This is a genomic window from Planosporangium mesophilum (assembly GCF_016863255.1).
Lineage (GTDB): Bacteria > Actinomycetota > Actinomycetes > Mycobacteriales > Micromonosporaceae > Planosporangium > Planosporangium mesophilum.
This window is the reverse complement of the sequence record NZ_BOON01000014.1, coordinates 17978-31340: the sequence shown is the minus strand read 5'-3', so window position 1 is coordinate 31340 and position 13363 is coordinate 17978. Positions and strand designations below refer to the sequence as shown.

The 13363-nt window shown below is 72.8% G+C and carries 13 protein-coding genes; 3 read left to right on the top strand and 10 right to left on the bottom strand.

Features of this window, described 5'->3' with window-relative positions:
• Nucleotide 1: 1 nt before the first annotated feature.
• Nucleotides 2-1654, bottom strand: coding sequence for a carbamoyltransferase family protein (locus tag Pme01_RS07305; RefSeq protein ID WP_168117272.1), 1653 nt, complete (start codon nt 1652-1654; stop codon nt 2-4).
• Nucleotides 1655-1819: 165 nt separating this feature from the next.
• On the opposite strand from Pme01_RS07305, the gene Pme01_RS07300 reads away from it, so the two are divergent.
• The 3 genes from Pme01_RS07300 to Pme01_RS07290 are packed head-to-tail and all read left to right on the top strand — an operon-like array spanning nt 1820 to nt 3470.
• Nucleotides 1820-2431, top strand: a complete 612-nt coding sequence (locus Pme01_RS07300) for a nucleotidyltransferase family protein (RefSeq protein WP_168117271.1) — start codon at nt 1820-1822, stop codon at nt 2429-2431.
• On the top strand, nt 2428-2676 hold the full coding sequence (locus Pme01_RS07295; RefSeq protein WP_168117270.1) for a hypothetical protein: 249 nt from the start codon (nt 2428-2430) through the stop codon (nt 2674-2676). The genes Pme01_RS07300 and Pme01_RS07295 overlap by 4 nt, the downstream gene beginning before the upstream one ends.
• Complete coding sequence (locus Pme01_RS07290; RefSeq protein ID WP_168117269.1) at nt 2673-3470, top strand: metallophosphoesterase family protein; 798 nt, start codon at nt 2673-2675, stop codon at nt 3468-3470. The genes Pme01_RS07295 and Pme01_RS07290 overlap by 4 nt, the downstream gene beginning before the upstream one ends.
• Here Pme01_RS07290 and Pme01_RS07285 read toward each other — a convergent pair.
• The 9 genes from Pme01_RS07285 to Pme01_RS07245 form a co-directional block, all read right to left on the bottom strand.
• Nucleotides 3467-4351, bottom strand: coding sequence for an RNA polymerase sigma factor SigF (locus tag Pme01_RS07285; RefSeq protein WP_203935482.1), 885 nt, complete (start codon nt 4349-4351; stop codon nt 3467-3469). The two genes, Pme01_RS07290 and Pme01_RS07285, sit on opposite strands and share 4 nt — an antisense overlap.
• Nucleotides 4352-4659: 308 nt before the next feature.
• Nucleotides 4660-5709 (bottom strand): DNA topoisomerase IB, encoded by a 1050-nt coding sequence (locus Pme01_RS07280; RefSeq protein WP_168117268.1) that lies wholly within the window; start codon nt 5707-5709, stop codon nt 4660-4662.
• On the bottom strand, nt 5690-6646 hold the full coding sequence (locus Pme01_RS07275; protein ID WP_203935481.1) for a glycosyltransferase family 9 protein: 957 nt from the start codon (nt 6644-6646) through the stop codon (nt 5690-5692). Before Pme01_RS07275 ends, Pme01_RS07280 begins: the two co-directional genes overlap by 20 nt.
• Nucleotides 6643-7323: an SDR family oxidoreductase gene (locus Pme01_RS07270; RefSeq protein WP_168117267.1), complete on the bottom strand. Its 681-nt coding sequence runs from the start codon at nt 7321-7323 to the stop codon at nt 6643-6645. Before Pme01_RS07270 ends, Pme01_RS07275 begins: the two co-directional genes overlap by 4 nt.
• Nucleotides 7324-7339: 16 nt before the next feature.
• The gene (locus tag Pme01_RS07265) at nt 7340-8623 is read right to left on the bottom strand and encodes a PfkB family carbohydrate kinase (RefSeq protein ID WP_168117266.1); all 1284 of its coding nucleotides are present in this window, start codon (nt 8621-8623) and stop codon (nt 7340-7342) included.
• Complete coding sequence (locus Pme01_RS07260; protein WP_373315466.1) at nt 8620-9351, bottom strand: D-sedoheptulose-7-phosphate isomerase; 732 nt, start codon at nt 9349-9351, stop codon at nt 8620-8622. The genes Pme01_RS07265 and Pme01_RS07260 overlap by 4 nt, the downstream gene beginning before the upstream one ends.
• Before the next feature lie 76 nt (nt 9352-9427).
• The gene (locus tag Pme01_RS07255) at nt 9428-10663 is read right to left on the bottom strand and encodes a glycosyltransferase (RefSeq protein WP_168117319.1); all 1236 of its coding nucleotides are present in this window, start codon (nt 10661-10663) and stop codon (nt 9428-9430) included.
• Between the two features lie 5 nt (nt 10664-10668).
• Nucleotides 10669-11637, bottom strand: a complete 969-nt coding sequence (locus Pme01_RS07250; protein WP_168117265.1) for a glycosyltransferase — start codon at nt 11635-11637, stop codon at nt 10669-10671.
• On the bottom strand, nt 11634-13214 hold the full coding sequence (locus Pme01_RS07245; RefSeq protein ID WP_239088068.1) for an HAD-IIIA family hydrolase: 1581 nt from the start codon (nt 13212-13214) through the stop codon (nt 11634-11636). The genes Pme01_RS07250 and Pme01_RS07245 overlap by 4 nt, the downstream gene beginning before the upstream one ends.
• Nucleotides 13215-13363: the final 149 nt, after the last annotated feature.

The window sequence follows — 13363 nt, the reverse complement described above, 5'->3', positions numbered from 1 at the left end:
CTCAGCGCCAACTCTCGGCGCGCCGGACCGCGAAGGGTCCGATCGCCAGCGCGTCGATGGGGGCCGAGCCGAAGAGTTCGAGGACGTCGAACGGCGAGTCGACCATCGGCCGGCCGGCCGTGTTGAGCGAGGTGTTGACGACGACCGGTACGCCGGTGCGGCGCTCGAAGGCCCGCAGCAGCTCCGCGACCAGGGGCTCGCGCGCGTCGCTGACGGACTGGATGCGCGCGGTGCCGTCGACGTGGGTGACGGCCGGGATCTTCTCCCGCCACTCCGGCTTCACCTGCTGCACGAAGAGCATGTACGGGCTGTCCAGGAGTCCGTCGAAGACCTCGCCGGCGCGCTCGGCGAGCACCATCGGCGCAACCGGCCGGAACTGCTCGCGCCCCTTGACCAGGTTGAGCCGCTCGGTGTTGTCCGGGTCGGTCGGGTTGGCCAGCAGCGAGCGGTGCCCGAGCGCGCGCGGGCCGTACTCGCTGCGCCCCTGGAACCAGGCCACGATGCCGTTGGCGGCGAGCACCTCGGCGGCCTCCTCGGCGATCGACGCCGGCCGGGTGAACGGCAGCCGGGCGCGGCGCAGCTCGGCCTCGATCTCGTCGTCGGTGAAGCCGCGGCCGAGGTCGGCGCCGGGCATCGGGGCGGTGCGGTCACCGAGACCGCGGGCCACGTGCAGGGCGGCCCCGAGCGCGGTACCGGAGTCGCCGGCGGCCGGCTGCACCCAGACCGTCTCGAACGGCCCCTCCGCGGCGAGCCGGGCGTTGGCCACGCAGTTGAGCGCGGTACCGCCGGCCAGGGCGATGTGCTTCTGCCCGCCGGTCGCGTCGTACAGCCAGCGGGCCAGGTCGAGGATCACCTCCTCCAGCCGGGTCTGCACGCTGCAGGCCAGGTCCGCCTGGTCGGTGCCGAGTGAAGCGCCCGGCGCGACCGGCTTGGTCAGCGTCGCCCAATCGATCTTGGCGACCTCGAAGCCGCCGTCGCCGGTCGCCCGTACCAGCTCCCGCAGCTCCGGCAGGAACCGCGGCGTGCCGTAGCTGGCCAGCGCCATCACCTTGTACTCGTCGGACGAGCGCAGGAAGCCGAGGTGGGCGGTCAGGTCCTCGTACATCAGGCCGAGCGAGTGCGGCAGCGACTGCGCGTACAGCGGGTTGAGCACGCCGTCGCGGTACTGGCCGGCCAGGTGGCTGGCGACCTCGCCGCGGCCGTCGAGTACCAGCACCGCGCAGTCGCCGTGGCCGGCCTCGGCCGGCGCGGCCAAGGCGGCCGAGGCGGCGTGTGCGGCGTGGTGGGCGACGAACCGTACCTGGGACGGGTCCAGCCCGGGCAGCGCCGCGGCGAGGAATCCGGGGGCGCGCTTCGCGTACTCCTGGCGCAGCCAGTCCCACGGGTCGTCCAGGCCGAGCGAGTCGGCGGGGCGGCACAGCGCCGGGTCGAACGAGTACGCGACCGCGTCCACCTGCGTGGCGTCGAGGCCCGCGCTCTCCAGGCACCAGGCCGCCGCCCGCTCGGGCAGCTCCCAGGCGGAGAAGGGCACCGGTCGCTTGCCGTGCTTGCGCCGGCTGAACCGCTCCTCCTCGGCCGCCGCCACGACCCGCCCGTCGACCACGAGCGCCGCCGAGGGATCGTGGAAGACGGCATTGATGCCCAGGACCCGCATGGGCGCGTCGTACCCCTCGCCAAGGTGATCAAACAGCGGAGATATCTACCTGGTCAGCGGCTAACTGCGGCACCGATGCGTGTGAGACCGTGAGCCTGCGGGTATCTGCACGAGGGTCCCGGTCGGCCCCGAATGAGCGGCCGACCTGACCACTAGGAGCCTGCGATGCCTCTAGCTGAGGATCAACAGCCGCTCATCCAGACGTTGAAGCGGGTGGCGTACCACCTCAAGCAGATGGGCGTCCCGTTCGCACTGGCAGGTAGCTTCGCCGTGTATGCCCGCGGCGGAGGCGGTTGCGACCATGACGTGGACTTCCTGATCAAGGAGGAGGACGCGGACCGGATACTCACGGGGCTGGTCGAAGTCGGCTTCCGCGCCGAAATACCCCCCGAGGGTTGGCTGGTCAAGGTCTACGACGAGGACCGCCTCGTTGATCTGATCTTCTCCCCGGTGCAGCGCCCGGTCACCGACGAGACGCTCGCCGACACCGACGTGCTGTCGGTCAACGCCTGCCATATGCCCGTCCTCTCGGCCACCGAACTCATGATCCACAAGCTGCTCTCGATGGGACCGCACTACTGCGACCTGTCGAAGGCGCTACCCGTGGCCCAGTCCATGCGCGAGCAGATCGACTGGGCACGGGTCGAGCGCGAGACGGCGCACTCCCCGTACGCCCAGGCGTTCATGGTGCTGCTGGACCGCCTCAACGTGGTCTCGCTGGCGGGGATCAGCTCCGCCACCGAGCGCCGGGCACAGCTCAAGGAGGTGTCCGGATGAACCCGGACCAGTACAAGGAGAGCGAACTGCAGCGCGTGCTCACCGAGGACGAGCGCGTGTCGGAGCAGGGGATCCGGGTGAGCCACCTGGAGGAGCGCACGTTCGCACTGTCCGGCGAGGTGGAGAGCCAGAAGCGCAAGGAGCGCATCGAGCAGGTGGTGGCCGAGCGGTTCCCCGACCTGACGGTGAAGTCCGACATCGGCGTCACCCGGGTACACGAACCGGAAGAGGTGGAGGAAGTGTGAGCACGGCCCAAAATTCCAACCGGCCGCCCAACTGTGTTCGGGTGGCAGCGGTCGGCGATGTGCACATCGACGAGGACGTGCTGGGTCGGTACCGACCGGCGCTGGAGCGCATCGGCGAAAAGGCCGACGTGCTGCTGCTCGCCGGCGATCTGACCCGGCACGGTACCGGCGACGAGGCGCGCTGTGTCGCGACCGAGTTCGGCGGGCTCCCCGTACCCGTGGTCGCGGTGCTCGGCAACCACGACTACCACTCCGACGCCCAGGAGGAGGTCACCAAGATCCTCGACGATGCCGGCATCATCGTCCTGGAACGCACCGGCGTGGTCCTCGACTGCTTCGGGATCCGGCTGGGGATCGCGGGCGCGAAGGGCTTCGGCGGCGGGTTCGCCGGCCGGTGCGCCAGCGAGTTCGGCGAGCCGGAGATGAAGGCGTTCATCCGGCACACCCGCGTCGTCTCCCAGGAGTTCGGCGCCGCGCTGGCCGGGTTGGACTGCGACATGCGGATCGCGCTGACGCACTACGCGCCGACGCCGGACACGCTGCTGGGCGAGCCGCTGGAGATCTACCCCTTCCTGGGCTCGTACCTGCTGGGCGAGGCGATCGACGCGGTGTGCCCGGCGCTCGCCGTACACGGGCACGCGCACGCCGGTACCGAGCGCGGGATGACCCCGGGCGGGGTGCACGTCCGGAACGTCGCGCACCCGGTGATCAAGCAGGCGTACAGCGTGTACCAGGTCGCGGTGCCCGCCAGGGCCGAGGAGACGGAGAAGGCCGGGGAACCTGCCGGCGTCTAGGAGAGCAGGCCCCGGCGCAGTACGCCGAGCGCGTGGGAGAGCAGCCGGGACACGTGCATCTGCGAGATGCCGAGATCGGCGGCGATCTGCGACTGGGTCATGTTGCCGAAGAACCGCAGCGCGATGATCCGCTGCTCCCGCTGCGGCAGCCGGGCGATCAGCGGGCGGAGCGCCTCCCGGTCCTCGACCTGCTCCAGGTGGCGGTCGACCGTACCCATCAGGTCGGCCAGTTCGGTGCTCGACTCGTCGCCGGGGACCGGCGACTGCAACGACAGCGCGCGGTACGCGTGGGCGGACTCGAGCCCCTCGACGATGTCCTCCTCGCGTACGCCGAGGTGCTCGGCCAGGTCAGCCACTGTCGGCGCGCGGCCGAGCCGCTGCGCCAGGTCGCCGGTCGCCCGGATGATCTCCAAGCGGAGTTCCTGGATCCGCCGGGGTACCCGGATGTCCCAGCCCTTGTCCCGGAAGTGCCGCTTGAGCTCGCCGAGGATCATCGGAATCGCGTAGCTGGAGAACGCGGTCCCGTGACCGGCGTCGTAGCCGTCGACCGACTTGATCAGGCCGAGGTTGGCCACCTGGACCAGGTCGTCCAGCTGCTCGCCGCGGTTGCGGAAGCGCCGGGCCAGGTACGTGGCCAGCGGCAGGTAGTGCTCGATGATCCGGTCCCGCACACGCCCGTGGTCGGGGCTGTCGGCCGGTAGGTCGGCCAGCAGCGCCAGCAGCGACTGAGCCACGGACTCGGCTTCGCTGCCGGGACGGGTCGCGCCGTCGGTACCGGCGGACACCGTCGCGACAGCGACAGCATCCGACACCGTCGCGACAGCGAGATCCTCGGAGAGCGTGTCGTGCCCACGGAGGTCGGGGGTGGTGGTCGTGGTCATGGTCGTCCCCTGTCCGGCGAGGTCGAAGCGGTGGGAACCGATCCGCGGATCCGCGGCGCAGCCGTCCGCCCACAGGCGGACAGGCCCTTCGACCAGAGTTGTGAACCGTTACGACAGGGGCCCGTTGCTTGAACCCATCACCGTCGGTGGACATCACGTCCCGCTGGCCGCCGCCGCCCTCTTCTGGACGACGATTGGTCAGCTTGCCATCGTCACAGGGTGACCAGAAGTCGCCCGTTCGGATGATATGAGCCTGCGTCGACGTTACCTCCCGGGCACGGCCCGTGGAAGGGTTTCGTAGCGGAGCGTCAGTCGGAACCATCGCCCAGCAGCGCCAGTACGGCCTGCTCAGCCTGGCGGCGAACGGCGAAGTCACCGGCGTCGTCGGCGTCGTCGGACTCAGCCCGCAGTGCGGGCGCGATGGTCTCGCCGGCGTGGTACAGATCGACGACGCGCGGGTTGACGTACGACGCCTTCGCCACCGCCGGTGTGTTGCCCAGGTACCCGGCCACCTCCCGGTACGCCCGGCTCACCACTTTCCTGCGCGCGGTCGCCGAGTTCACGGAGACGGCCTCCGGCTGGGCCAACGCCACGGCCGCGAGGACGGTGGCGTGCCAGGTCCGGAAGTCCTTGGCGCTGATCTCGCAGTCGGTCGCCTCCTTGAGGTAATCGTTGATGTCGGCGCTGCGGACGTCGCGCCACGACCCGCGCCGGCCGACCCGGTAGCCCAGCAGTTCCGGGTTGGGGTCCGGCCGCTTGAGCAGCGCCCGTACCACCGGCGCCACCTCGGCGTCGACGAGGCGCTGGGCCCGCTCGATGCCGCCCTTGGCGGTGTACCGGAACGCCATCACGGCCCCACGCAGGCTCACGTGGTCGCGCTGCAGTGTGGCCAGCCCGTACGTGGGCTCGCCGGAGGAGCTGTCGGCGGTCGCGTACGCCTCGCCGCCGATGCGGAACACCCCCTGGTCGAGCAGCCGGACCGCGACCGCGAGCACCCGCTCCCGCCCCAGCCCCCGGCCCGCCAGGTCGTCACTGACCCGTTTACGAAGCTGCGGCAGGTGCTCGCCGACGACGAGGATGCGCTCGAACTTCTCGGCGTCGCGCTTGGCCCGCCACACGTCGTGGTAGCGGTACTGTCGCCGGCCCGCCTGGTCGACGCCGGTGGCCTGGATGTGCCCGCACGGATCAGGGCAGATCCAGACGTCCTCCCACGCCGGCGGGATGACCAGGGCCCGGATGCGCGCCACCTCGTCCGGGTCGCGCACCGGCCGCCCGGCCGCGTCGAGGTAGCGGAACCCCTTGCCACTGCGGCGACGGGTGAGGCCCGGCCCGTTCGGGTCAGCGCGTCGCAGCCGCATGGGATACCCCACCCCGCTCGGTGGCGTCCGCGTCGAGCTGGCGGCGGGCCGCCGCGTACACCTCATCCACGCCGATCCTGGCGAGCCCGCGCGGGCCGCGCCACAGCACGGTGTGCCGGCCGGTGACCGGCGGGCCCCACAGTCGCGGCGATACCGGCCCGAACAGCACCACCGAGCGGGTGCCGTACCCGGTCGCCAGGTGCGCGACCCCGGTGTCGCCGCAGATCAGCAGCCGGGCGTGCGCGATGAGCGCGGAGAGTTCGCCCAGGTCGGTGCGGCCGGCCAGGACCGCGTCCGGCGGCAGCCCGGCCGCCGTGGCGAGCGCGTGCGCGGCCGCGGCCTCACCGGGCGAGCCGGAGACCAGGACCCGGTGGCCCGCGGCCGCGAGCCGGCCGGCCACGGCGGCGAACCGGTCGACCGGCCAGCGCCGCTCCGGCCCGCTCGCCCCGGGGTGCACGACGACCGCGCCGGCCCGGCCCGGTACCGGTGGCGGCGCCGCGATACCCAGATCCTCGTCGTCGGCGGGGATACCGTGCCAGTGCAGCAGCCGGCACCAGCGGGTCCGCTCGTGCTCCTCGCCGACCCACTCCGGACCGTCCGGCCAGCCGGCCGCCGGCTGGGCGTACCCGATGAACCGGACCGGATCGGTGGCCAGCAGCGCGCGGTGGCTCTCCGGCCCCCGGCCGTGCAGGTTGACCGCGATGTCCGGCCGCGGCCCCGACCAGCACAGGGAGTCGATCGGCTCGCGGACGAAGGAGCCGGTACCGAAGACCCGGTCGACCGCGCCGGTGGCCGTGATCAGGGGGGTGAGGCCGGTCGGGGCGGCGAGGACCAGCTCGTGGCGCGGGAACGCGCGCCGCAGGGCCCGCAGGGCGGGTACGGCGGTGGCCAGGTCGCCGATGCCCAGCGCCCGCAGAGCCAACAGAACGGGTCTCACGGGTACGACGACTCCACCTCGGAACAGACGATCATTTCCCGTACCGCGCTGCCGGGGGGCTGGGACAGCGCGAACATGACCGCGGCGGCCGTGTTGGCCGGGTCGTTGAGCGGCGCGTCCGGCCCCGGCTTGTACTTGGCGTCGCGGGCGTCGAAGAAGTTGGTCTTCATGCCGCCCGGGATGAGCAGCGTGACCCCGACCTCGCCGGCCAGCTCGGCGGCGAGGGCCCGGGTGAACCCGACCACGCCGAACTTCGACGCGCAGTACGCGGTGGCGTCGCCGACGGCCTTGATGCCCAGCGTGGAGGCGACCGTGACGATCGTGCCGTGGCTGACGCGCAGCGCGGGTACGGCGGCCCGTACCACCGCCGCGGTGCCGAAGAGGTTGATCGCGACGATCCGCTCCCAGTCCTCTCCCGAAATACCGGTCAGCGGCGCCGGGATGTCCATGCCGGCCGCGGTGACGACGCCCTTGATCGTGCCGGCCCGCTCGATCAACTCCCGGGTGGCCCGCTCGGCGGCCCGCGTGTCGGACAGGTCGACCGCCACGTAGGGCACGTCAACGGTGGGGGGTTTCAGGTCCAGCACGTACGGGGTGCCGCCGGCCTCGCGTACCGCGGAGACCACCGCGGCACCGAGTCCGCTCGCACCACCCGTGACGATGACCGCACCGGGCATTGACTCCTCCTCAAGATCAAATGATCACTACCGACGCGGGGTCGTCGGCGCGCTCGTGCAGCTCCGGACACAGGGACAGCGCTCCCCCGGCGGCGACGTACGCGGTCGCCGCGGTCACGGCGGTCGTCACCGCCTCCAGAATCGACGAGCCCTCGGACAGCGAGGCCAGCGCGGCGCTGGCGAACCGGTCGCCCGCACCGCAACTGTCGCCCCGCGCGCTGAACGGGGTGGGTACCAGCAGCGGCGGGTTCACGCCGTCGGACATCACCGCGCCGCGGTCGTCGAGCGTGACGACGACCGCGCTGGCTCCCCAGTACCGGCGCAGCCGCACCGCCATGCCGGCCGCCTGCGCCAGGTCGGCGGTGGCGGCGTCGGCGTGCGCGGTCGCGTGGCCATTGCTGCTCGTCGTCGCGTCGCCCTTGGCGGCGCCGCCGTTGCCGGCCACCCGGCCGTTGCCGTTCCCGACGGCGCCGGTGGGGACGGCGTGGTTGGGAGTGACGCGGTTGTTCGCCGCCCGGCCGTTGCCGTTCCCGGCGGCGCCGGCACCGTTGCTCGCGCTCGCGCCGTTGCTCGCGCCGTGCCCGTTGCCGCCCACGTGCACGGCGACCCCGTCAGCCGGGTGCAGCGCCGCGGTCAGCGGCCACTCCCCGCTGCGCGGGCCGCCCAGGTTCGACGACACGAAGCCGCTGGCCTCCGCCCGGTTGGGGGTCACGAGCCGGGTGGCGGGCACCGGGTGACCGCCGCGCGGGTGCGGGTCCCAGACCAGCGGTACGCACTGGGCGCGCTCGGTCAGCGCGGCCCGCAACTGCGGATGTGCGCAGATGCCGCGCCCGTAGTCGCTGACCAGGATCGCGCCGGCCGCGCGGATCGCCTCGATCGCGGCGGCGGGTGCGGCGGCGATCTCGGCCGGGCCGCTGCCCCGGTCCAGCCGCATCAGCAGGTGGCCGCCGGCGCGCAGCCGGATCTTCTCCGGGGTCGGCCCGAGCAGCGGCACCTCGACCAGGCGTACCGCCGCGCGGGCCAACAGTTCCCGGATCCGGTCGCCGGCCGTGTCGGCGCTGACCGCGGCGACGAGCACCACCTCGCGGGGAGGGCGGCCGGGACGGGTACGACCGGGCGGTCCACTCGCCGCCGCCGAGGCGGTGAAGAGCGCGGCGAGCCCGGCGCCGCCGGGCCGGTCGAGGACCTCCGACTCGTCGAACACCGGTACCGGCGCCTCCGGGCACAGCCGCTCGACCCGGCCCAGCACCTCCCGGTCCAGCAGTACGTCACCGACGACCACCAGGGGCGCCCGGCTCACCGCCGCACTCCCCTGCCGACCCGCCGTCCGGCGCGTATCTCAGCAGCGGGCAGCGCGGCCTCGACCTGTTCGCACAGCACGTGGACCGCGACCAGGTGCAGTTCCTGCGCGGTCTGCGGGTCGCACTGGATGGCCAGCACGTCGTCGCTGCACGTTCCGAGGGGGTTGGGCAGGGGACCGGTCATCGCCCAGGAGGTGACGCCCAGGTCGCGCGCTGTCTCGGCGGCGGCGATGAGGTTCCGGCTCCGGCCGCTGCTGGAGATCAGTACGAGGACGTCGCCCTCCCGGCCGTGGGCCTGCACCTGCCGGGCGAAGACCCGCTCGTACCCGTAGTCGTTGCTGATCGCGGTGAGGCTGGAGGTCTCGGCGTTCAGCGCGATCGCCGAGTAGGCCGGCCGGTCGTCGTGCAGCTTGCCGACCAGCTCCGCGCTCAGGTGCTGCGCCTCGGCGGCGCTGCCCCCGTTGCCGGCCACCAGCAGCCGCCCACCGGAGACCAGTACCTCGGCCAGGTGCTGGCCCCACCGGGCCAGTCGCGGCGCCTCGGCCCGGAACAGCTCCAGCGCGTCGGCCAACCGATCCAGCTTCGCGTCCACGCTGGACCGGCGCCACACCAAGTCGAGCCGCCGCTCGACGAACGGATCAAGACCGGGTAGTCCCGATGTGCCGTCGTTGGCCTCGGCGTCGTCGGTGCGGTCGCTGCGCGACTCGCGTCCGGACAGCAAGGTCATCGCGACACCTCACACGGCCCGTCGGTCTCGCTTCGCTGGAGCACGCTGAGCTCCCGGTCGATCTCGCTCCGCTCGGTCATGACGAAACCTCCGTGAGCGCTCCACCGGCGATGATGGGTTCACCGGTGACCGACGCGTACACCCGCTCGACGTCGGCGGCCGTGCGTTCCCAGGTGTACCGGGACCGCACCCGGTCGACGGCGGCGCTGGCGTAGCTCATCCGCCGCACGTCGTCGCTGAGCACCGAGCGCAGCGCGGCCGCCAGCCGCCGGATGTCGCGGCCCGGCACCAGGACGCCGGTCACGCCGTCGATGACGCTCTCGGCCAGCCCGCCGACCGCGTACGCGACGACGGGGACCCCGCACGCCATCGCCTCCAGCGGGGTCAGCCCGAACGGCTCGTACCAGGGTGCGCAGGCGACCACGTCGGCCGACCGGTACCAGGCGGGCATGTCCTCCTTCGGTACGCAGCCGACGATGCGCACCCGGTCGGCGACGCCGCGCTTGTCCGCCAGGCGGCGCAGTTGGCCGACCATCGGCTCGCGGTCCAGCTCGTCGGGTGGCGGCCCGCCGAGCAGGACGAGCTCCGCCTCGGGTACGAGGTAGAGCGCCTGGATCAGATCGCCGAAACCCTTGCGCTCCACCATCCGGCCCACGCTCAGGATCCGGGGCCGCCCGCCCGGCGAGCGCTCGGCCCGGGGCCCGCTCGGGGCGAACCGGTCGGTGTTGACGCCGCTGGGCACGACATGGATAGATCCGCGCGGGATCCCCATCTTGCCCAGCTCCTCGACCTCCTCGGCGCACTGGGCGATCACCCGGTCGGCGAGGTGGCCGAGCTCCCGCTCCAGGCCCAGCCGGGTGTACGGGCTGGTGTCCTTCGAACCCTGGTAACGGCGCTTGATCGAGCCCAGCGCGTGGTAGGTGACCACCACCGGGATGCGGCTGGACGACGTCGCGGTGAGCGCCGCGAGGCCGCTCATCCAGAAGTGCGCGTGGACGACGTCGGGGGCGAACTCCGACGATGCCCAGCGCCCGGCCATCCATCGCCCGAACTCACCCATGAACGGCAGCAGATCGTCCTTGGGTACGAACTCCGGCGGACCGGCCGGCACGTGCTCGACCTGGACCCCGTCGGCGAACGGCACCACGTCGGGCAGGTCGGGGTCGTCACGGCGGGTGTATACGCGTACCTCGTGGCCACGGTGGGCGAGGGCGACCGCCAACTCGGCTACGTGGGTGTTCTGCCCACCCGAGTCGACGCCTCCGATCGAAGCCAGCGGACTGGCGTGTTCGGAGACCATCGCAATCCGCAGTCGCGTCACGAAGTTACCTCCTTCATCAGCGCGTCCCAGTCGGCAAGGAACCGACCCAGTCCGTACCTGGTCCGTGCGGCGCGACGGGCCGCCTCACCGCAGCAGCGGGCGGCCTCGGCGTCGGACGCGAGCCACCGGGCCCCTTCCACCAGCTCGTCCACGTTCGTCGACAGCACGCCCGCGCCCGGCGGGACGGCCATCACCGACTCGGTCGTAGCCAGGACGACCACCGGCACGCCGCAGCTCATGGCCTCCAGCAGGGACAGCCCCAGCGAGGTCCACCGGTGCGGGTGCAGGTACACCCGGCGCCGGGCGATCGCGGCGTGCATCCGCGCCTGCGGCGGATCCTCGAAGACCTCCATCCGCTCGCCGGGAAGGCCGAGCTTGTCTGCCAGACCGGTCACCTTCATGCCGTACACGTCGACCGGCGCGACCGCGGTGAACCGCGGCAGCAGGTCGGTACCGGTCACGCGCCACCGGCGGATCGGCTCGTTGATCGCGGTCGCGATGCGCCGCAGGTCGCCGGTGTAGATCGGGCCGGGGTCGGGGATGCCGTGCTCCACGACCTCGGTGCGGGTGCCCCCGCTGTCCCAGATCAGCCGGTTGTAGTGGGTGACGTGGACGAGTGTCACGTCGTCGCGGTCGGCCATCGGGTGCCGGCTGTTCGGCACGTCGCCCTGCTTGGGCGTGTTGTGCTCGACGAAGACGGCCGGCACGTCGACCCCCAGCCGGCGGCCGAGCCAGCCCTCGGCCAGCTCCCACTCCTCGGGGCGCTGGAGCAGTACCAGGTCGACGTCGGTGTCCGGCAGTGCCTCCGGCGCGACCTCGCGGACGCTGTCCGGCCACGGATAGGTGCGGGCCCGACCGAGCCCGTACGGCCCCCGGTCCGGCGTGGTGGGCACCAGGTACTCGTGTCCCCCCTGGACGAATGCCGTGGTCCAGGCCCCGTGCACGTGCCAGAGCAGGATCCTCAAACTCCACCGCCGTTTCGGGTGGTCAGGGCCGCCACCGCGCCGACGACGTCAGCGGCGGTCACAGTGGACAGGCATGGGTGTTCGGGTACCGGGCAGACCGCGGCGCGGGTGTCGCGGCAGGGCGCGTCGGGATCGCCCAGCCGAACGACCGGTACGCCGTACGGCCGCCACCGCTGGAACGGCACGGTCGGCGCGAACAGGCTCACCACCGGGGTGCCGACCGCCGCGGCCAGGTGGGCCGGGCCGGTGTTGGCGACCACCGCGCAACGGGCACCGCCCAGGACCGCCGCCAGCTGCGCCATCGTGGTCCGCCCGCCCAGATCGACCGCCTCGTCGGCGGCCACGTACCGGGTCAGCTCGCGCTCGCTCTCCGCGCCGGTGACCACGACCGGGTGCCCTGCCCCGACCAGCCCGGCCACGAACTCCCGGCACCGCCGGGGCGGGCAGGCCCGCGCCGCCACGCTGGCACCGGGGTGCACGACGACGTACCCGTCCGGCAGCCCTGCGACGACGGCGTCGGCCGAAGATCTGTCGCCGGCCGGCAACGGCAGGCGTACCCGCAGCCGCCCGTCGTCGCCGGCCGGCAGCGGGAAGCCCGCCGCGGCGGTCAGCGACAGCGCCCGCTCGACCTCCGAGATGTCCTCGTCGACGCCCCGGTGCCGGACGTCGAGCAGCGATCCCGGGTAGTCCTCGGAGATCGCCGCGATGTACGGGACGCCGGCCAGCCGCAGCAGCAGCGCGAGTGGCAGCGGGGACTGGTGGAACGAGGTGAAGATGATGGCCTTGTCGAACTGCCGCGCCTCGAGGTCTTTGACCAGGGCGTCGATCTCGGAACCGTCGACCGGCGGCGGCTGCGGGTCGATCCACGGCACCCGCCACTCGATCAGCTCGTCGACGCCGGGAAGCAAACGGGCCGCGTCATGTCCGCGCGGCCCGCACAACAGAGTGGTATGCGCTGCTCCGGCAGCCACGGCTCGGATGGCGGGGCCGGTGAGGAGGACGTCGCCGGCGGAGTCGGTGCGGGCGACGAGAACTCTGGGGCGCTGCGGCGGTGTCCCGAGGATCCAGTCCGCGGCGGCGGCGAGATCAGCGGCCACGACCGGAGCCGCGGCGACCTCCTCGGCCCGGGTGACCTGCGTGGGTACCAGTACCGCGGCGGCACCGGCGGCCAGCCCGGCCGCCACGTCGGCGCCGATGTCGCCGATCATCACGCAGCGCTCCACCGGTACGCCGAGCGCCCGGGCCGCGCCGAGTACCATGCCCGCAGCCGGCTTGCGGCAGTCGCAGGCGTCGTCGGGGCCGTGGGGACAGTAGTGCCAGGTGTCGAACGGACCGAGCAGCTCCTCGACGCGCTCGTTGACGCGTCGTACCTGCTCGTGCGTCAGCAGGCCCCGGGCCACGCCGGACTGGTTGCTGACCACCGCCAGCCGCAGCCCGGCCCCACGCAGCCGGTCGAGCGCGGCACGGGCGCCGGGTACCGGCCGGACCAGGTCCGGATTACCGTTGTAGGGCACGTCCTCCACGAGCGTGCCGTCCCGGTCGAGGAGCGCTGCCGCGAACCGTTGGCCCTGCAACACCCGACCCCCGCTCCCCACCCCGGTGCACACTTACGGCTAGCGCGACCCGTTGGGCCGCGCCGACGCCGACTGCCTGTGCCGATGCACTACCCGGCCCCATGCCCGGCAAACATCAATTTGCGCTGCACCAGGTACGCTGAGCGGTTGCT